At 61.8% G+C, this 19,530-nt stretch carries 17 protein-coding genes and 1 pseudogene; 12 read left to right on the forward strand and 6 right to left on the reverse strand.

Features of this window, described 5'->3' with window-relative positions; all coding sequences use genetic code 11:
• Window positions 1-104 precede the first annotated feature (104 nt).
• Window positions 105-983, reverse strand: a complete 879-nt coding sequence (locus P1U55_RS13410; RefSeq protein ID WP_301048130.1) for a hypothetical protein — start codon at window positions 981-983, stop codon at window positions 105-107.
• A 55-nt stretch (window positions 984-1,038) separates the two neighbouring features.
• Between P1U55_RS13410 and murF the strand changes: the two genes are divergently transcribed.
• Window positions 1,039-2,478 (forward strand): UDP-N-acetylmuramoyl-tripeptide--D-alanyl-D-alanine ligase, encoded by a 1,440-nt coding sequence (gene murF / locus P1U55_RS13415; protein ID WP_301048131.1) that lies wholly within the window; start codon window positions 1,039-1,041, stop codon window positions 2,476-2,478.
• A gap of 9 nt (window positions 2,479-2,487) precedes the next feature.
• Here the strand turns inward: murF and P1U55_RS13420 are convergent, their stop codons facing one another.
• From P1U55_RS13420 to P1U55_RS13435, 4 genes and pseudogenes are all read right to left on the reverse strand, one after another.
• A complete protein-coding gene (locus tag P1U55_RS13420; RefSeq protein WP_301048132.1) occupies window positions 2,488-5,799 on the reverse strand; it encodes a CapA family protein in 3,312 nt (1,103 codons plus the stop codon).
• A 371-nt stretch (window positions 5,800-6,170) separates the two neighbouring features.
• Window positions 6,171-6,314: pseudogene (locus P1U55_RS13425) on the reverse strand (ATP-binding protein); the annotation flags it as partial.
• Window positions 6,315-6,706: 392 nt separating this feature from the next.
• Window positions 6,707-7,867 (reverse strand): cation:proton antiporter, encoded by a 1,161-nt coding sequence (locus tag P1U55_RS13430; RefSeq protein ID WP_301048133.1) that lies wholly within the window; start codon window positions 7,865-7,867, stop codon window positions 6,707-6,709.
• A gap of 29 nt (window positions 7,868-7,896) precedes the next feature.
• The gene (locus tag P1U55_RS13435) at window positions 7,897-9,069 is read right to left on the reverse strand and encodes a cytochrome C (RefSeq protein WP_301048134.1); all 1,173 of its coding nucleotides are present in this window, start codon (window positions 9,067-9,069) and stop codon (window positions 7,897-7,899) included.
• Window positions 9,070-9,260: 191 nt separating this feature from the next.
• On the opposite strand from P1U55_RS13435, the gene P1U55_RS13440 reads away from it, so the two are divergent.
• The 8 genes from P1U55_RS13440 to P1U55_RS13475 all read left to right on the forward strand — a co-directional run bounded on the left by P1U55_RS13440 (window position 9,261) and on the right by P1U55_RS13475 (window position 16,039).
• Window positions 9,261-10,445 carry a Na(+)-translocating NADH-quinone reductase subunit A gene (locus P1U55_RS13440; RefSeq protein ID WP_301048146.1) on the forward strand — a complete coding sequence of 395 codons (1,185 nt, stop codon included), beginning with the start codon at window positions 9,261-9,263 and terminating at the stop codon, window positions 10,443-10,445.
• Window positions 10,442-11,224: an RnfABCDGE type electron transport complex subunit D gene (locus P1U55_RS13445; protein ID WP_301048135.1), complete on the forward strand. Its 783-nt coding sequence runs from the start codon at window positions 10,442-10,444 to the stop codon at window positions 11,222-11,224. The genes P1U55_RS13440 and P1U55_RS13445 overlap by 4 nt, the downstream gene beginning before the upstream one ends.
• Window positions 11,211-12,005, forward strand: coding sequence for a Na+-translocating NADH-quinone reductase subunit C (locus P1U55_RS13450; protein WP_301048136.1), 795 nt, complete (start codon window positions 11,211-11,213; stop codon window positions 12,003-12,005). The genes P1U55_RS13445 and P1U55_RS13450 overlap by 14 nt, the downstream gene beginning before the upstream one ends.
• Before the next feature lie 3 nt (window positions 12,006-12,008).
• On the forward strand, window positions 12,009-12,674 hold the full coding sequence (locus P1U55_RS13455; RefSeq protein ID WP_301048137.1) for an NADH:ubiquinone reductase (Na(+)-transporting) subunit D: 666 nt from the start codon (window positions 12,009-12,011) through the stop codon (window positions 12,672-12,674).
• The gene (gene nqrE / locus P1U55_RS13460) at window positions 12,671-13,282 is read left to right on the forward strand and encodes an NADH:ubiquinone reductase (Na(+)-transporting) subunit E (protein ID WP_301048138.1); all 612 of its coding nucleotides are present in this window, start codon (window positions 12,671-12,673) and stop codon (window positions 13,280-13,282) included. Before P1U55_RS13455 ends, nqrE begins: the two co-directional genes overlap by 4 nt.
• Window positions 13,282-14,505: an NADH:ubiquinone reductase (Na(+)-transporting) subunit F gene (gene nqrF / locus P1U55_RS13465; RefSeq protein ID WP_301048139.1), complete on the forward strand. Its 1,224-nt coding sequence runs from the start codon at window positions 13,282-13,284 to the stop codon at window positions 14,503-14,505. The genes nqrE and nqrF overlap by 1 nt, the downstream gene beginning before the upstream one ends.
• Before the next feature lie 3 nt (window positions 14,506-14,508).
• Window positions 14,509-15,483 (forward strand): FAD:protein FMN transferase, encoded by a 975-nt coding sequence (locus tag P1U55_RS13470; RefSeq protein ID WP_301048140.1) that lies wholly within the window; start codon window positions 14,509-14,511, stop codon window positions 15,481-15,483.
• Between the two features lie 163 nt (window positions 15,484-15,646).
• On the forward strand, window positions 15,647-16,039 hold the full coding sequence (locus tag P1U55_RS13475; RefSeq protein WP_301048141.1) for a CBS domain-containing protein: 393 nt from the start codon (window positions 15,647-15,649) through the stop codon (window positions 16,037-16,039).
• 18 nt (window positions 16,040-16,057) lie between these two features.
• On the opposite strand, the gene P1U55_RS13480 is transcribed toward P1U55_RS13475, so the two are convergent.
• Window positions 16,058-16,921 carry a MurR/RpiR family transcriptional regulator gene (locus P1U55_RS13480; protein WP_301048142.1) on the reverse strand — a complete coding sequence of 288 codons (864 nt, stop codon included), beginning with the start codon at window positions 16,919-16,921 and terminating at the stop codon, window positions 16,058-16,060.
• Between the two features lie 111 nt (window positions 16,922-17,032).
• Here P1U55_RS13480 and P1U55_RS13485 point away from each other — a divergent pair, with 111 nt between their 5' ends.
• The 3 genes from P1U55_RS13485 to P1U55_RS13495 form a co-directional block, all read left to right on the forward strand.
• A complete protein-coding gene (locus tag P1U55_RS13485; RefSeq protein ID WP_301048143.1) occupies window positions 17,033-17,800 on the forward strand; it encodes an N-formylglutamate amidohydrolase in 768 nt (255 codons plus the stop codon).
• A complete protein-coding gene (locus tag P1U55_RS13490) occupies window positions 17,797-18,345 on the forward strand; it encodes a TRAP transporter small permease subunit (protein WP_301048144.1) in 549 nt (182 codons plus the stop codon). The genes P1U55_RS13485 and P1U55_RS13490 overlap by 4 nt, the downstream gene beginning before the upstream one ends.
• A partial coding sequence (locus P1U55_RS13495; RefSeq protein ID WP_301048145.1) for a TRAP transporter large permease subunit occupies window positions 18,335-19,530 on the forward strand: 1,196 nt, incomplete at its 3' end. The genes P1U55_RS13490 and P1U55_RS13495, both read left to right, overlap by 11 nt.

Here is a 19,530-nt window from a genome sequence, read left to right on the forward strand (position 1 = left end):
TTCTCGGTGACGTGACCGGGTCCGAAGGCTTGGTCGGAGATCTGATTGGCACCGGAATCCTGGGAGAGGGCGGCGAGCCGGGTGATGACCTGGACGGGGATGACCTATTGGGCGGCCTCTTGGGCGGCCTGATCGGTGACGACGGCCTGCTCGGTGGTCTGACCGGCGACGACGGCCTGCTGGGTGGTCTGACTGGCGACGATGGCCTGCTCGGTGGTCTGACTGGCGACGATGGCCTGCTCGGTGGCCTGACCGGCGACGATGGCCTGCTCGGTGGTCTGACTGGCGACGACGGCCTGCTCGGTGGCCTGACTGGCGACGACGGTCTGCTCGGTGGCCTGACTGGTGACGACGGCCTGCTGGGCGGTTTGACCGGTGATGACGGCCTGCTGGGTGGTCTGACCGGTGACGAAGGTCTGCTCGGTGGTCTGACTGGTGACGACGGCCTGCTGGGCGGTCTGACCGGTGACGATGGCCTGCTCGGTGGTCTGACTGGTGACGACGGCCTGCTCGGTGGTCTGACTGGTGACGACGGCCTGCTCGGTGGTCTGACCGGTGATGACGGCCTGCTCGGCGGTCTGACTGGCGATGATGGCCTGCTCGGCGGTCTGACTGGCGATGATGGCCTGCTCGGTGGTCTGACTGGTGACGATGGCCTGCTGGGTGGTCTGACCGGTGATGACGGCCTGCTGGGTGGTCTGACCGGCGATGACGGCCTGCTCGGTGGCTTGACCGGTGACGACGGCCTGCTCGGTGGTCTGACCGGTGACGATGGACTGCTCGGTGGCCTGACTGGCGACGAAGGTCTGCTGGGCGGTCTGACCGGTGACGATGGACTGCTGGGTGGTGGTGGACTGCTGGGTGGCGTGACCGACGGACTGCTCGACGGAGGTCTGCTGGAAGAACTGACCGGTTTTACCGGTGACACGGCTCTTTAAGCTGGCAGATCGTGACCCCGGGCGGAACTTCCGCTCGGGGTCCACCTACTTTCCATCTGATGCTTGATCTTTGAAGCATTCCATGTCGGGACATGCCGCTATGGCTGATTGGACACTTGGTGAAATCGCTTCCTTGCTCGGTGACAGTTCTTGGGTTCACCTAGAAGATGACAAGCGGGTGGTTTCAGGGGTTTCAACTTATTTCCCAACATACCGTCCCGGCGACATTGTCTTTTTACAATCCGGGAATACGGGTTTTGGTATTCCCGCAGAGGTCCTTTCGCGCAACAATGTGCGACCAAAACTGGTCATCGCCGCAGGTGAACTTCCGGCGTCTTTGGAAGCAGAGGCGGTCCTTAGGGTCTCCAACCGTATGGAAGCGCTACTGACCCTAGCTCGCGCCGCACGCAAACAGATCGACGTACCAGTCGTTGCGATTACGGGCAGTTCCGGAAAGACATCGACAACCAACCTGACGGCCCATGCGCTAAGAGCCTTTGGGCCGGTCTACGGAACGCGGGAAGGCGGAAACCTGCTACGCGGCGTTGCGTGGAACCTGTCCTGCGCCACCCCGCGCGACGAGTTCGTCGTGCTGGAACTTGCGATCGGCAGAATGAGCGAAAATGCTGCACTGGCCAAGCCTGATGTCGCCGTATTCACCAACATTCATCTTGCCCACGTCGTCTATCACAATGACCTGCAAACGATTGCGGAGCGCAAGGCGCGCATTTTTGATGGGATGAAGCGTGGAACCCATGTGATTCTGAATAGCGGCATGAACGAGGGTGCCTATCTGGATCGGGCCGCAAGGAACAAGGGGCTGAATGTCCTCTACTACGGACGCAGATCTGCGGACCACGTGCGCCTTGTGGGGTTCGATGCTGCCCGCGGCATTGCCGAAATTCGCGTCGGCAACACGCCATTGAGAATTGAGAATTGCCTTCGGCACGGTGTGCATATGCTGGAAAACTACATGGCGACCTGCGCTGTCCATCATGCGCTGGGATTGTCGCTGGACCACCTGGCAGAACGCTTTGGCAGCTTTCAGATTGCTGATGGGCGTGGGGGGGCTCACAATGTGGACGTTGAGGGAGGTGCTTTTGTTTTGCTGGATCATTCCTACAATGCCAACCCGGCCTCGATGCGCGCCGCTTTGATCCACCTGCGCAATTCTCCGGCACGCGGGCGGCGCATTGCAGTCTTGGGGGCAATGGAAGAACTGGGGCCTGTAACCCAAGAGGAGCACGCGCAACTTGTCGAATATCTTCGAAAGTTGGAGCTTGATCGTGTGTACACATTGGGTGAAGAGTTCGCGTGTGCGAAGGGATTGCCGGGGCATGTTGCGCTGGAACACGCGGACAAGCTTCAAGACGTTCTGCGCTCCGACGTGCGTGCTGACGACGTGATAATGGTCAAAGGATCACACGGCACGGGCTTGTACCATGTGGTGAACCGCTTTCTGAAAGAACAGAACCTCTCCAAATCTGTCCGGCCAGCAGGCCAAGCGATGGTCCGCGATATGGATGCGCGCGAAGCCTGAGGGCGGGGCTTAGTCAGAAATCTCCAGGGAAATGAGGCCGGGATAGAGGTAGCATTCGCTGTTCGGTGCGCGGCCGATGACGCGGACTTCCAGCTGGAGCGGATCTTTCGTCATCTGTTTGAGTGGTGGTGGGCGTACTCCGAAATGGTCGTAGTAGATCCGGCCCGGTTGCCAACGGCTGGTCGGCTGCATCCAGTCACAAGGGTCATGTTCGCTGCTTTTGCCCCATTCGATACCGCCCGAATTGCCTCGGGGAATGGCAAGGTAACTAAGGCGCAGATCTTCTGCGAGTTGATTGGGACTTGTCCACCATGTTTCGATCCAGAGCATTTGTCGGCGTGTGATGGGGCGCGGGGATACGCGCATTCCAAGCAGAGTCAGACCGTTCAACGTTACCGGTGCAATGCGTGCAGGCTGCGGGACGAAAGCTGCTTGTCCGTGCGCGGCATCGGACGCGAAATCAGAGAGGGTTTCGAAGTTGTAACGATCCGGACGTTTGATTGCGGGGCAGGGCGCGGGGCTGCTGGTCGTTTCCTTAAGGTCGACAACCGCGCCGTCGCCATGCAGCTTGACCGCGGTACCAAGCTCCCGGCAGGCCGCGGCGTAGCGCTCAGTTGCTTTTTGTGCCTCGTCGCCTTGGAGCCTTTGGCTGAAGCCGTAGCCCACGCCGATCGGGAGGTACTCGACCCAGCTTATGCCGGTTTTGTCCAATCCGAGGCGGAAGATTCCGCTAAGCCCAAACCAAGCGCGCGGCGTTTCGGAGAGTAAAATTCCAGCGCCATATATGATGGGTTTGGACTTGTAGACCTCGATTCCATGCAGGTGCGGGCCCGTTGTCCCGACGACGCCATCGGCGCCAACATCTATAAGCACGTGAGACAACTCACGGACCTTGCTTTGCGGTTGCGGCGTGGAGCTTGCACTCCAGTGAACGGCAACGAGAACGAAATCAGCCTTTTCCCTTGCCTGAACGATCCGGTCTCGCATGGTAGTGCGCCACGCCTCATGATCACGAGGGCAGAGGTAAGCCGTGCCAGGCTCATTGTCGCTGGCGGCAAACTTTTCCTGGGTCGCGTCGACGCTGAGGATTGCAACGCGCTTACTGCCGATGGCGCAAATCGCGGCGGTGAATGCGTCGTCTCTGGTGGGCCCGCTGCCGGCAGTGGCGATACCGAGTTTGTCGAGAATATCCTGCTGCTGAAGCAGCGCGGTGGTCCCGTAGTCCCCGCTATGGGCATTGGCGACGGTCACGGCGTCGATGCCGGCAGAGGTCAGGATTTTCAGCATCTCAGGGCGCGCGCGATAATAGAACGGGCCGTCTTCACCCTTGTCGACGCCCTGTCGCCCACAGGTGCTCACCACGCAATCAAGACTAGCCACAGTCAGGTCGGCGCAGCTCAGTTCGGGGACGCTGAGCATATTCTCAACGCCCAGCTGCGCCGCACGGAAATGCTGACGCCTTCCGAGGTTGACGCTGCCGCCCCAAGCAAGAACCGCTTCGGCAGGGTGCGGTGGTTCCGATCCGCTATTTGATTGCTGGGCGCTGTCGATGGTCCTTGAACTTGGAGTTGGAGCGCAGGCTTCGCCCCTAAGGTAGTGCTTCAAGTACGCGATATAGCCGGACAGGTAGTGTTCGACATCGTCGATGCGAACGCGAAAGGAGTGGTGGCGAATGAAGAAACTGCCGAGGATACGTTGAGGGTTTCGGAAATACATCGCCACTTCGGGCCAGAAAAACCCATTCAAAAGGTATCGGGCGCGAGTTTCCAGTGCGCGATAGAACTTGTCCAAATCGAGGTGTGTCAACAGATGGCGGTGCTCTTCGCTGCGGTCGAGCCGCAGGATCATTTTGTGCGCCGCCATCATGAGTTCGAGCAGAGTCGGAAAGGTTGTGATCCGGTCGATAACGAAATCCAGGTGATCGCCAACATTCTGTAGACCGAAGCGGAAATAGCGTTCTTCGGGACGGTAGCGTGTCAATTCATTCACACAGTAGCTGAGCCAGTGATCATGGGTCCGCCAATGCTCCTTCTCGATGAAATAGTCGAAGGCCTTTTCAACGGTCATGAGCCATCGAGGGTCTTTCGTAAGCCCGTAAAGACGCATCAAGCCAAACGCAGCCTCGCCGTCGTAATAGATGATGCGAAAACGTTCCTTGATTGTGAGGTCATCGGCATTGAGGACATGTGCCAGTTGCCCGGTGTTGGGGTCCTGCAACCGCTGGATGCCTGCTGCCAGTTGTTCGAGCAGGGACAGGTGCGTCTTGTCACCCGTCAGTTCCGTATAGGTGGTGAGTGCCAACAGGCAAACAGCGCTTCCGCCCAGTTTGATCTCGTTATTGACGTCCTGAAGATAGGCCACGCAGGCACCGTCTGGCAAAGTGTACCGCCGAATTAACTTGTCCGTCAGGTGATTCAGCGCGCGGTCGATCGCGGCCTTGAGGCCAGCGTTTCGTGTAACCTCCCACGCTTCCAGCATGGCATAGACCGTACTGGCGTGGCGTAGGGTATTGTAAGCGTTGATTTCGCGGTCGAAACAAGGATGCAGCCCGTAGACGAATTGTCCTTTGGCATCGACTTGCGCGGCGAGAAAACGACTGGATTGATCCACCATACTTTCGACGGTGGAGGCATCGAGCGTGTCGATCCGGCGGCGGCCAGTATCCCGTCCTTCAGAGCCACCGCTGAAACAGTGCAACGGGATGGGGGGCGTGTTTGGGCAAATCAGAATGGCTTGGGTTGAAAAAAGGCGGATCGGGTCTGAGGGCGCGCTGGGAAGACGGAAAGCTTTGCCGAAGCGCCGTTTCCCATAAAGTGTGAAGTTCTTCTCGTTCAAACCGCCATGGGGCAGTTTATTGCCAAGGTAAAGCATGGCGTTGGAGTTCAGTTCCTGTTCAAGGAAGGCCTGCGAGAAGTCCTCGTTCAGCGCGATGCCATAGCGGAAATAGTTACGTTTGCTACTGCGGATCGCATCTTGGCACTCCTGCCAGGTTAGATCCCATGTTCTATTGACCCAATCTATGCGTAACCAGCGGACTTTTGGGTCAGGTCGAGACTGCGCGTGACGCCATGTCTCGAACTGGGCCCAGATCTCATCGAGATCGGCGCCGGAGAAATGGGTGACGGTGGCCCTTTTCGCACCGTCGCAAATCGAAAAAAATACGCGTAAGGGAGCATCGGGTTCCGCCGAGCTCACCGCCAAGGGCAGCGCCTTGCGCGCCTGGCGTATCAGGGTGCTGAGGGGGGACAAGGGATGTTCGGTAATGGGTGAAAGACGTTCCGGGACCTGTGACGCGTCCTGTGGAGAAGGTTCGTTGACCATTAAGCATACCTTTGCCTCGCTGCCATGTTTTGGGAATAACGAAATACCTTGCTGATGACCATTCCCTAAGGTGTTTTGGGACGAGCGTGATGTAGGGGGTATGACAGCGAACACGTCCCATCGCCGCAGCCGCGCGTTCACATGCCTATGACCGTTTCGCACGCACACCTGAGCGGCCTCATAGATCGGCCCCGCGACTGCCGGGTATCGTGCTTGTTGAGGCTACAATGCTCGGCACTGACGGTGTCTTTATGTCCACAAGTCCCAGTCATATATCGAACAGATTGAGCCCCCAGGACCTTTGGAATGTGTGCCTTGGAGCATGCGGCCCGCACACCACTTGCATGTTCCAAGGCGCGTTGGCCGATAGATCAACTTGCGGATGGTTCGTTCTTGGCGGGCCGGGATTTGCTCTGATCGAGCCGGTCGCTTTCGCCGTTCCCTTCAAGACGGTCAACATGATGGGTGAGCCGGTCCAGCAGCGTGCTGGACAGTCGTTTTGAGCCAAAGGTTTTCATCCGTGCTTTTGACGGCCGCGGCCTTCGCGGATTTGATCTTGCGCGCAACCATGCAGCGTTTGCGGTCGATCAGTTCCCGCTCGGTCAGCCTGATCGCCCCCATGTGCAAGGGGGGGCTTTGAGTGCATCGTGAAATGATTTTATTTCAATGCGTTACAGTAGACGCAGACCTTGCATGTACTTGCGCGTGGCAGCCTTGCCCTGCCGCGCCTGCAACAGCCGGTGCAGCTTTGCGGCGGTGCAGTTTGATCAAACGCATTCGACGATTGGCTTCGAACCAACGGCGGATAAGGTTTCATTCTTACGCCAAATGGGTCATTCGGCGTCCCGTTCGTGGCTTTGTGCTTTATGTGGGCCACCTGCTCATGCCCTCAATAGTGGGGCGGCTGTCAGCGGGGCTTGCGATCCAGCCGGTTGAGCACGGCAAGTGTGGCCGGTGGGCCGAGGATTTCGAAGATGATGGTGGCGGCGATGGTGAGTGCGACGATCTGTGCCGCCCATTCCGGCAGTTCCTCGGCGGCGACCAGCGCCATCCCCACCGCGACGCCCGCCTGTGGCATCAGCGCCGGGCCAAAGGCGTGCCGCTGGGCGCGCGGCGCGGCGGCAAGGAGGCTGCCCACCTCGGCCCCGATCAGCCGTGCCACAACCCGCAGCCCGATATAGGCCACGCCGATCCACCCCAGCGCGGCAAGCATCCCGATATCCAGTGAGGCGCCGGCGAGCAGGAAAAACAGCAGCATGAAGGGCCATTCAATGTGTTCGATTTCGTGGAAGGCATAATCATGGTGGCGGGCGAAATTGGCGATCATCGCGCCGGCGGTCATGCCCGCGATGAGGTAGGAAACCTCCAGCCACAGGGCGATGCCCGCGGTGAGAAACACAATGCCAATGGCTTCGGCCTGTAGCGGCTCACCGGGCTTCAACCGGCCCGTCAGCAGAGCGGAGGGCAGGCCGACCAACACACCCAGCACCACCGCCCCGCCAATTTCATAGCCCGCGCCGGAAAGCGCGGTGCTGATCCCATCGGACTGGCCGACGAAGGCGAGGCAGGCGGAAAACACCACCAGCCCCCAGACATCATCAATTGCGACGATGCCGCTGATGGTTTCGGTAAAGCCACTGCGCGTGCCTTTGGTGCGGATCACATCGGCGATGGCCGCAGGGTCGGTGGCGGTGGCGATGGCACCAAGCAGCAGTGCGAGGCCGGAAGGGACCCCAAGTGCTGCGAGCCCGCCCCAGATGATGAGCACGGTAAACACCGTGATCGACAGCGAAACGATGAGGATCGCCTTGCCGTGGCTGGTGAGGGTTTCGCGGGTAAGCTCACCTCCGAGCAGGAAGGCGACCATGGTGAGCGCGACCACCGAAACCAGCTCAAACCACTCCACCGCGCCCTCCGGCAGCAGCCCGAAACCGGACTGTCCCGCAAGCACGCCAAGGATCAGCAGCATGGTGACGCGCGGAAGCCGCGTGAGCCTGCCAGCTTCATCAGCCAGCAGGCCCGCCAGAAACAGCACGCCAAGCGTTATCAGGAGTATTTCATGTTCCAAAGCGGGGTGCGCCTTGATGGGGTTTTGGGCTACCGCAGCAAATTCAACTCATCCATATCAACGGCGAGAGGGTCTGCCAGATCTTCGATGGAATCGTGCAGCAGTTCGAGCACATAGGGCGGATTATGCGCAAAACTGCCCGGATCGGCGGTGACCAGCTTCCAGTTGTAGGTGACCCGCAGCATGCGTGGCGTCCAGGCATTATAGGCGACCGATTTGCCTTCATTCTGGTCGATCACGCCGTCGCCGTTCGCGTCGGCAAAGAAGTAGGGATACTGGTGGCCTTCATAGATGATCGGCACGCCCGCAACCTCGGCGCCATAGTCGCGGATCATATCAAGAAGCCGCGCCGCGTTGCCTTCAATGTCGGATTTGATGCCGACTTCGGTGTTGCCGGTGCCATCATAGCTATGCCGCGAGATGCGAATATCCTCGGGTGAGTCGCCTTCGTGGCAGGTGAGGCAAGGCTCAAAGCTCACCTCAAGGGTGTGCGGCTCGTGGCAGGAATTGCAGCTTGAAACCGGGCGGGCATGGAAGAAACGGCCCGAGTAGGTTTTATCTTCGTAGTGAAACCCGGCTCCGCCGTAGCCGCCCAGCCATGTGGCGGCGGCGGTGGCGTAATGCGGGTTGATGAAGCGCAATTCCGGGTTGGGGGTGTCAACGTCCATGTCGGCCACGGCCTTCACGACATCGCTGCCAGCGGTGCGGCCTTGGTGGCAGGTCATGCATGCGGCTTCGACCCCTTGCACCGGGTGCATCAAGCCGCTGGGAAAGGCGACTTCCTTGATCTCTGAAAGCCCGGCGTTGTGGCAGGTGCCGCAATCAACCACGCCGCCGGTCTGGATTGGCTCTGTGGGGATGCCCGGCGCGCTGCCATCAAGGCCGTGAAAGGCGCGAAACCCCTCGCCGGAGTGGCAGACCGAGCAAACCGGGGTGATCTTTTCGTCGGCGTCCCAGTGGCGGAAGGCTTCGGCGGCCTGATCGGCGTGGGATGAGCGATACCAATCTGTAATGGCCTGATTGTTTTCGATCTTGATGTCTTCAGGATTGAAGGGGCCGGATTTGGGGAGCACATAGGGCACCGCGCTCTCCGCCTCGCTTGTGTCTGAGCTTTGGGTGGTGGCGGGCAGGCTTGTAAATACGGCCACAGCGATCGCGGTGGCCGCGAGTGTGACGGCCTTTAAGGCCAATTGGCTTCGCATGGCATTCCAACTCCTTTGTCAGAGACGCGCTCCCTGCGAATACACTATTGCAATGTCGAGCTAATTTGGGAAGTGTTGTGCCAACGCGCGGACCTGATTTGGGGGTCGATATGCCGAGCCTGGCTCTAGGCGCGGGGCTTTTGCCTCATTTTTCATCACCGCCCCGCAGCACTGCGGAGGTGTCTTTGGATGTGACCGAAGAGGCCGGTATAACCGGGCCTCCGGGAGAGCCTTTGCGGGTTGTGCCGTTGGTGGAAGAGGGCGCCATGGTCGCGCAGGGCGCGCCGGTTGCGCGGCTCAGAGACCACCCTGAAACCTGCCTGGTTGCGCCTATGCCGGGGCGGGTGGCGCATGTGCGGTTGCTGGCCGGGCATCGGCTTTCCGAGATCGTGTTGTTTCGCGAAGCCGGGGGCGACCGCAAGGTGCATGACGGCGGCGCGGGCGCGGGAGCGATTCGCGCATTGATGCAGGGCGCGGGGTTTTGGCCCTTGCTGCGCAAACGCCCGTTCGGCGGGATGCCACCGCCGGGAGAAACCCCGGCGGCAATCGTGGTGATGGCGGCAGATACCCGCCCGCTGGCCGCCGACCCGCGCCAGGCGCTTGAGGGGCGCGAAGAGGATTTTGGCCGCGGTTTGGAGGCGCTCGTCGGGCTGACGGAGGGGCCGGTTTTTGTGTGCCACGAACCGGGGCCGTCGCTCATTGAAAAGGGCGCTGGCGGTGGCCGGGTGAAGGCGGTGCTCTGTGGGCGCCGTCATCCGCAGGGGCTGGCAGGCTGGCGCATCCATGATCTGTTTCCGGCCCGCATCGAGGCTCCGGTGTGGGAGGTTCACGCCGAAGACGTGGCCGGGCTGGGCGAGCTGTTGGAAACCGGGTTGGTGCCGGAATCGCGGCTTGTGCATGTGGCCGGGCCTTCGTTGCGCGAAAGCCGCCTTGTGCGCACGCAACCGGGGGCTGATTTGCGCGGTCTTACGCAGCATGTGGCGCTGCCGGGGGCGCATATGCTGCTATCGGGCTCGCCGCTGGATGGCCGCCCGGCGCATTGGCTCGCGCCACGCGACCGGCAGGTGAGCGCCATGCCACGGCCCCGGCCTCCGGCAAAGCAGCACTGGATCAAGGCGGCGTTGACCCGCTCTGGCCTGCCCGCCCCGGTGATCCCCACCGCAGCCCTGACCCAGGCCTTTGGCGCGGCACTCCCGGCAACCGCCATGGTGCGCGCCTTGACTGCGGGCGATGAGGAAGCGGCGATGTCGCTTGGGGTGCTTTCGCTTTTGGAAGACGATCTGGCGTTGGCGGATTATATCCTTGGCGGCGAGGCGCATTTGCGCGGGTTGCTACGCGGCATGTTGGAGCGGATCGAAACGGAGCTTGCCGCATGACGCGAGGGTTGTGGGACCGCGAGACAGTGGCGCTGATGCTGATAGCGGCCTACCTGCCGCTGGCGGCGATGTGGCTGCGCTATGGCGGGGTCGCGGCGGCGCTGGATTTTGTGGCGATCCTGCTGGTGCTGGCGGGGTGGCAGCTGGTGTTTTTGCTGGTGCGGGCGCAGGCGCCCTCCCTTTCGGCCATTGCGAGCGCCCTTGCCATTGCAATGCTCATGCCCGAGGAGCTTGGCCCGCTGAGGGTGATCCTTGGCGTCAGCTTTGGCACGGTGATGGGAGAGCTGGTTTTTGGCGGCTGGGGGCGCAATGTGGTGCATCCGGCAACCATTGCGCTGGCGTTTCTGGGCTTTGGCTTTCCGGGCTTTGACTGGCCCGACATCCTGTTGCCGGCGGCCTGGGCGGCCATCCCCGCCGGGCTGATCGGGGTGGTTGCGGGTATCATGCCATGGCCGGTGATCGCCGGGGCTGTGCTGATCGGTGCGGGCGGTGTGGCGCTTGGCTTTGATCTCAACGCGGTTTTGCCTGCCGCTGCGCTGGTGCTTGTGCTGCTGGTCGCCGATCCGGTGACGAGTGCCGCCACCACGCTGGGGCGCTGGCTGAACGGGCTGCTCTACGGCTTTTTGGTGATCCTCTTTGCAACCGGCTGGAATGGCGCCGCCCCGGTGCAGATTGCCGTTTCGGCGGCGCTGCTGGCGACGCTTGCCGCGCCGGTGCTGGATGAGGCGGCCATTGCGCTTTGGCGGGCCAATCGAAGGAGACGGCATGGAAAACCCTGATCGCAACCCGTGGCGCCGCTTTTTGGCTCTGCCCAATGAGAGCCGCAGCAAGACGCTCATCATGGCGTTTCTGGTATCGGCTGTTTGCGCGGTTCTCGTGAGCACAGCTACGGTGTATTTGCGCCCCATTCAGGCGGCCAACCGGGCCGCCGAAGAGCAGGCGCGCATCGCGGCGCTGGTGCGCGGGGTGCCCGGCATGTCGACCTTGCTGGAGGAGTCCGGCGGCACGCTGTCCACCGTGGTGGTGGACCTTGAAACCGGCCGCGCCGCCACCGACGTAACCGGCGAAACGCTGGAAGCCGCGCTGGCAGACGCCGCCAACTGGACGGCGATTGACCCGGCGGACGATCTGGCGGGACTGGGCCAGAGGCCCGATTATGCGCAGGTTTACCTGCTGCGCGATGGTGAGGAGATTTCGCTGATCCTGCTGCCGGTGGCGGGCCAGGGCTATAACGGGCGGATCGAGGCGATCCTCGCGCTGCGCGGCGACATGAACACCATCGCGGGTATCGCCATTACCAGCCACTCCGAAACGCCGGGCCTTGGTGGGCGGATCGACGAAGCGGCCTGGCAGGCGGGCTGGCCGGGCAAGGAAACCCGCGACAGCGAAGGCACGATCCGGTTTTCGGTGGCGCGGGGCGCGGCCTCAAGCGTGTATGAGGTTGACGGGATCACCGGCGCGACCCGCACCAGCAACGCGATGACCAAAATCATGCGCTTTTGGCTCGGGCCAGAGGGCTATGGCCCGCTGATCGGGGCCATCCGGCGCGGGGAGTTTTAGGCCGTGGCGCAGCGCTCAACCTTCTGGTCCACGCTGACCGAGCCGCTGGTGCGCCAGAACCCGGTGACCTTGCAGATCCTTGGCATTTGCTCGGCGCTCGCGGTGACGACCTCACTGGCGACGGCGCTCACCATGTCAGCCTCGCTCACGGCGGTGTTGACGCTGGCGGCAGGGCTGATCAGCGTGATCCGCAACCATATCCCCGGCACGATCCGGCTGATCGTGCAGATCGTCATCATCGCCTCGCTGGTGATCGTGATCGACCAGATCCTTCAGGCCTATTTTGCCGAAATCAGCCGCGCCCTTTCGGTTTATGTTGGCCTGATCACAACCAACTGTCTGGTGCTGGGCCGCACCGAAGCCTACGCCACCCACAACCCACCGGGGCGCTCGATGGTGGATGCTCTGGGCAACGGGCTGGGCTATTCGCTGGTGCTGTTGGTGATCGGCGGCGTGCGCGAGCTTTTTGGCAAGGGGGAGCTTATGGGCCAGCAGGTGCTGCCGCTGGTCGAGCAGGGCGGATGGTTTACCCCGCTCAGCCTTATGCTGTTGCCGCCGGCGGCGTTTTTCCTGCTTGGCCTGCTGGTTTGGGCCATCCGCACCGTGCAGCCGGAGCAGGCTGAAGCGCCAGAGCACTCGCCGCCGCTTGCCAGGGAGGGGGAGGAATGAGCGAACTTTGGTCTCTTTTCCTTTCGGCGGCCTTTGTCGAGAATATGCCGCTGGCGTTGTTTTTGGGGCTTTGCACCTTTCTGGCCCTGTCAAAGCGCCCCGAAAGCGCCATTGGCCTTGGGGTTGCGATTACCGGGGTAATGGGCGTTACGGTTCCGCTGAACCAGTTGATCTACACCGGCTTTCTGGCCCCCGGCGCCTGGGCCTGGGCGGGGATGCCGGAGCTTGATCTGTCGTATCTTGCGCTGATCGCCTTCATCGGGGTGATCGCGGCGGTGGTGCAGTTTCTTGAGATGCTGCTTGATCGGTTCTTTCCGGCGATCCATGCCTCCTTCGGGGTGTTTTTGCCGCTGCTCACGGTGCAATGCGCCATCCTTGCGGGCAGCCTTTTCATGGTGGAGCGCAGCTATACGCTGGCGGAATCCACGGTCTTTGGGCTGGGCAGCGGCTTTGGGTTTGGGGTGGCGGTGGTGATGCTGAGCGCGGTGCGTGCGCGGCTGGCTTATGCCGACCTGCCCGCCGGGCTGCGGGGGCTTGGCATCACCTTCATTCTGGCTGGGCTGATGTCTCTCGGGTTTGCCTCCTTTGCGCAAATGGTGGCCTCGTAATGACCGAGATCGCGCTGGGCACCCTCATCATCATCCTGCTGATCCTTGGCCTTGCCACTGGCCTTCTGGTGGCGCGGCGGCGGCTGATCCCGGAGGGCGGTGTGGATGTAGAGGTGAACGGATCGCTGCACCTCACCGGGGCGCGGGGCGACAAGCTGCTATCGGTGCTGCATGGCGGCGGCATCCGCATTCCGGCGGCCTGCGGCGGATCGGGCACCTGCGGGCTTTGCCGGGTGGTGGTGGAGGGCGAGGGCGCGGGCGAGCCGCAGGCCACCGAGCGCGGCGTGCTCTCTCCCAAGGAGCGGCGCGAGCATGTGCGGCTGGCTTGCCAGACCAGCCTGCGCGGCGATTGCCGGGTGCAGGTGCCCGATGGGATCATGAGCGCGGGGGGCGGGTTTACCTGCCGCGTGGCGTCATCGCGCATGTTGGCTCCGCTCATTCGAGAGATCGCGCTGGACCTGCCGGACGGCCATGACGAGCAGTTTCGCGCCGGTGATTTCATGCAGCTTACCGCGCCACCCTACACGCTTGATTTCAGCACGCTGGAGTTGCCCGAGCGCTTTCGCACGGCATGGGAGATCGCCGGGTGGAGAGACCTTGCCATCACCTCCGGCGCGCCGGTTACTCGGGCCTATTCGCTTGCCACCCGGCCCGAAGATGTGGGCAAGGCGGTGTTCAACATTCGCCTCGCCGTGCCCCCGCCGGGGGGGGGAGCTGACATTCCGCCGGGTGTGGTTTCTTCGTGGTTGTTCTCGCTGAAACCCGGCGATGAGGTGCAGGCGTCCGGCCCGTTCGGGGAGTTCCACGTGCAGCCCACAGAGCGCGATATGGTGTTTGTTGGCGGCGGGGTTGGCATGGCTCCGTTGCGTGCGATGATCCACCAGCAGCTTGGGCAGGGGACCACCCGCTCTATCCGCTACTTTTATGGCGCGCGCACGGTGGCTGATTTGTTTTATGTCGAGGAGTTTGACACCCTCGCCGAGCAGCACAGCAACTTTATCTGGACGCCCGCACTTTCTGATCCCGCGCCGGGAGATCGCTGGACGGGGGCGACCGGCTTTATCCACAACACGCTGTGGGACCAGATGCGCCAGCACCCGGCCCCCGAAGACTGCGAATACTACCTGTGCGGCCCGCCGGTGATGATTTCGGCGGTGCTGGCCACGCTGGAGAGGCTGGGGGTTGAGCCCGCTTCGATTTACCATGATGACTTTGGAGTCTGAGCCATGAAAAACAAGGTGATCCAGCCCACACGGCGGCATTTTCTGGGGCTTGGCGGCGCGGCGCTGCTGGCCCCCGGCATGGCATGGGCCGATGGGGTTGAAACGATTTCAGGCGCGGCCTTTGGCACCACATGGCATTTGGCCGGGCCATCGGGCCGCGGGTTGCCGCAGCTGCGCCCGGCGATTGAAGCGGCTTTTGGCGAGGTGGATCGGCAAATGTCGCCATGGCGCGGCGATAGCGAGATCAGCGGTTTCAATGCCGGGCCTGAGGGCGGGCACAGGGTAAGCGCTGATACGGCACGGGTTGCGGCGGCGTCTCTGGCGCTGGCGCAGGAAAGCGGCGGTCGCTTTGATCCCACGGTTGGCCCTTTGGTTGCGCGCTGGGGCTTTGGCCCGATCAGCGGCAGCGGGCCGGATTGGCGCGGCCTTGCGGTGGAGCAAAACACCATTGTGAAGCACACGGCGGGCCTCACGCTTGATCTGTGCGGCATAGCGAAAGGCTGGGCACTGGACCGCGCCGTGCGGCTTGCCCGCGCGGCGGGCCATGAGAACCTGCTGCTTGATCTGGGTGGTGAGCTTGCCGCGATTGGCACCCATCCGGCCGGGCGGGCCTGGCGCGTGGCGGTGGAAAACCCGATTGGCGATGGCCCGGCGCCCGCCGTTCTGCGGCTGGCCGATGGGCAGGCGGTTGCCACCTCTGGCACGCAGGCGCAGGGCTACGGGGCGGGGGCGCGCACCTATAGCCACATCATCGACCCGGTGCAGCAAGAGCCGACTGAGGGGGCGCTGAAATCGGTCACGGTGCTTGCACCAACTGCCATGCAGGCCGACGGTTGGGCGACGGCCCTCTTTGCCGCTGGGGCAGAGGCAGGGCCAGCGCTGGCCCGGTTACGCCACATTGCGGCGCTGTTCCTTGTGGACACCCCGGAAGGGTTGCAGCAGCTTCGCACCGGCGCCATTGACGCGGCTTTGATATGACCGAGGTATTGATGGCCATCGCTATCGTTTTGCTCGCGGTCATGGGGCTGGGCCTTGGGCTGGCGTTGGGGCGCGGCCCGGCAAAAACCAGCTGCGGCGCCAGTTCCTGCCTGCCGGAGGGCCCCTGCTCCGACTGCCCGCTGCGCGAAAAACGGAGGGCGTCATGACGCAATATCTTGTGCGCTCGATCGCCCGGCCTGATCCGGTGACGGTGAGCCGTGACACGCCAATCCGCAACGCTGTGGCGCAAATCATCGACGCGCGCACCCCTGCTGCGCTGGTGATCCGGGACGATGGCAAGCTCGCCGGTATCCTCACCCAGAAAGATTGTTTCCGCCCGGCGCTGCACGCCAGTTACCACCAGGAATGGGCGGGGAGCGTTGCGGATTTCATGAGTGAAGCGGTTGTGACCGTGGAGGCCGGTTATGATGTTGTCCGCGCGGCGGAGATGTTTCTTGAGCATCCGCACCGGGTGTTTCCGGTGCTGGAGGAGGGGCGTTTGGCGGGGATTTTGCTCCGCTCTGACGTGCTGGAGCTGCTCTCGCGGATTGGGTAGGGCGCGCGGGCGGGCTGCCTAGCTGCGAAAGATCCGCGACGCGCCAATCATGTCTTCCAGCGCGCCGATCCGTTCTGCCGAAGAGGCCGAGCAGCGTGATTGCACTTCGGCGACCAGCGCCTCGATCAGGAAGTTGATCGCGAGCGTGCTATCCCAGGATGAGGGCACCTCGACCATGGCGCGGAACACATGGGTGGCGCGGCGCTCGATGGGCGACCCCCAGGCATCGGTGAAGAGCACGATGTTTGCGCCCTGGCTGACAGCGAGATTGGCCAGCTTCTCCAATTCGCGCTCGTACCGGCGGATATCAAAAATCACCAGTGTCGAGCTTTCTCCCATATCAAGGAGCGCCTGCGGCCAGACGGAAGAGGAATTATCGAGCAGGTGAACGCCGGGGCGGATGATTTGCAGATGGTTGAAAAAGTAATGCGCGTTCGAGCGGGTGATCCGCCCGCCGAGCAGGTGCAAACGGCGGCTTTGGTCCGACAGCAGCGCGGCGGTTTCATCAAAGGTCGCAAAATCAAGGCGGTCAAGCGTGCGGTTGATATTGGACGAAACGGCCTCGGCGAAGCGCGAAACGATGTGATCGCGCTGGTCGTCGCGGGCGGTGGTTTCCAGCTTGGCGAGCGGGCGCTTCATCCGCTCGGCGATTTCCTCGCGGATCGCATCTTGCAGATCGGGGTAGCCATCAAACCCGAGCTTGCGGGCGAGGCGGATGATGGTGGGGCTGGACACCTCGGCGCGCTCGGCCAGCCTGGTGATGGATTGCAACCCGGCAACCATCGAGTCATCCAGAAGCACGGCAGAGAGCTTGCGCTCGGCTGCGGTAAGCTCGGCCTGTTTCTCCCTGAGAAGATCACGGATGAGGCGCGTTGCGTCCAAAAAATGTTCCTTCCATGCCCCCGGTGGGCGCGTGATGGTAATATGGCAGGATAATTCTTGACAGGCCACAATTTCTTGTAGTGATTGTTACAAGACGGGAAACCTATGGGGATGTCTTTCTTGGAAGTGGCTGGTTGGGACACGGTGGATGTGACGCACGCCAAAGGGCGCGGGTCTTTCGTATTGCTCTGCGAACATGCGGGCCTGACGATCCCTGAAGACCTGGCCGAACTGGGGCTGGAAGAGCCTGCCCGCAGCTCTCATGCCGCCTGGGACATTGGCGCGCGTGACCTGGCCGAAGGGATGGCAAAGGACCTTGATGCCCCCTTGATCGCCGGGCGGCTTTCGCGGCTGGTGTATGATCTGAACCGGCCTTTGGAAGCGCCGGATTGCATCCCCGCGCAAAGCGAAAGATTTGCGGTGCCGGGAAATGCCGGCCTTTCGGACAGTGAAAAACGGGCGCGGTTCGAGGCGGTGCATGAGCCGTTTCATGCTGCCGTCAGCGCCGTTTTGAATGCGCGGGAAACCGCAGCATTGGTTACCGTACACAGCTTTACGCCTGTCTATATGGGTGTGCCGCGCGAGGTTGAGCTTGGCTTTCTGCATCATGCCGATAGCCGCCTGGCCGAAGCCGCGCTCAGGGTGGAGCGCACCTGCGGCTCCTACCGCGCGGCGATCAACGAGCCCTACGATGCAAGCGACGGTGTGACCTATAGTTTGCGCAAGCATGGCGAGGCGCGGGGGCTTCCTTCGGTGATGATCGAAGTGCGCAATGATCTGGTTGACACGCCCGCCAAAGCGCAGGCCATGGCGGTGCATCTGAGCGCGACCTTGAAGGCCGCACTCGCCGCTATCAGTCCGGCGGAGGCAGCCCTATGAAGGCCCTGCACGGCTTTGTGAAAGCGGTGGATGGTTTCAACCATGGCCTTGGCCGTATCATGATGTACGGCATCTTTGCGTTGATGGGGGTGCTGCTGTGGTCATCCATCTCCAAGGCGATTGGCACGCCGTCGTTGTGGACGCTGGAAATGGCGCAGTTTGTGATGGTGGGGTATTACATCCTCGGTGGACCCTACGCGATGCAGATGGGCGCCAACGTGCGGATGGACCTGTTTTACGGCGAGTTGTCTGCCCGCAAAAAGGCATGGCTTGATGCCTTCACCGTGTTCTTTTTGATCACCTATCTTGGCATTCTGCTTTGGGGTGGGATTGAAAGCACGATCTACTCTTTCCAATACGGCGGCGAGCGCAGCCCATCGGCCTGGCGGCCCTACCTGTGGCCGATCAAGGTGACGATGTGTGTGGGCATTGTGCTGATGTTGCTGCAAGCGCTGAGCGAGTTGGCAAAGGACGTGCTGTTCCTGAAAACCGGCGAGCCTGCGGACCGTCATGGCGAAGAAGAGGGGGCATCCGATGCCCTATGAAATGATCGCCATTCTGATGTTTTCCACCATGATGGTGATGCTGTTCACCGGGCAGCGGGTGTTTGGCGCGATCGGCTTTGTGGCGGTCATTGCGGCGGTGTTCCTGTGGGGGGATCGGGGCGGCTACGACCTTGGCTTTTCGGCTGCTATAAAGCTGATGAAGTGGTATCCGCTGCTGACGCTGCCGATGTTTATCTTCATGGGTTACATCCTGAGTGAATCGAAGATCGCGGATGATCTTTATCGCATGTTCCACGTTTGGTTTGGCAAGCTTTCCGGGGGGCTTGCGATTGGCACCATCGGGCTGATGGTGCTGATTTCGGCAATGAACGGGCTGTCGGTTGCTGGCATGGCGATTGGCGCAACCATTGCGCTGCCGGAATTGCTGAAGCGCAACTATGACAAGCTGATGGTCACAGGGGTTATTCAGGCCGGATCTAGCCTTGGCATCCTTGTGCCGCCCTCGGTGGTGCTGGTGCTTTACGCGATGATCGCGCGCCAGCCGGTTGGGCAACTCTGGCTGGCGGGGGCCATTCCGGGGCTGATGATGGCGGCGATGTTCGTGATCTACATCTCCGTGCGCTGCAAGCTGAACCCCAAGCTCGGCCCGGTGCTGGACCACGCCGAGATTGATGCGATCCCGACCCGTGAAAAATACATGCTGCTGTTGCAGGGTTTGCTTCCGATCGGGATCTTTTTGGTGATGATGGTGCCTTTCGTGAATGGCATCACCTCCCTTGTGGAAAGCTCGGCCATTGGGGCCTTGGCTGCGCTGCTGGCGGCGGCGCTGCGGGGGCGGCTGACATGGCGGGTGTTTGAAGCGTCGATCCGCAGCACCCTTGGGATCACCTGCATGTTCATGTGGATCATCCTCGCCGCGCTGGCCTTTGGTGCGGTGTTTGACGGGCTGGGCGCTGTGAAAGCCATTGAAAGCCTGTTCACCGAGCGGCTGGGGCTGAACCCTTGGGTCATTTTGATCCTGATGCAGCTTTCCTTCCTCGTTATGGGCACCTTCCTTGATGACACCGCGATGCTGGTGATCGTTGCGCCGCTTTATGTGCCGCTGGTGGGAGCGCTTGGTTTTGATCTGGTGTGGTATGGTGTGCTTTATACGATCACCTGCCAGATCGCCTATATGACACCGCCGTTCGGCTATAACCTGTTTCTGATGCGCGCAATGGCGCC

It is taken from the genome of Vannielia sp., assembly GCF_029212645.1.
Lineage (GTDB): Bacteria > Pseudomonadota > Alphaproteobacteria > Rhodobacterales > Rhodobacteraceae > Vannielia.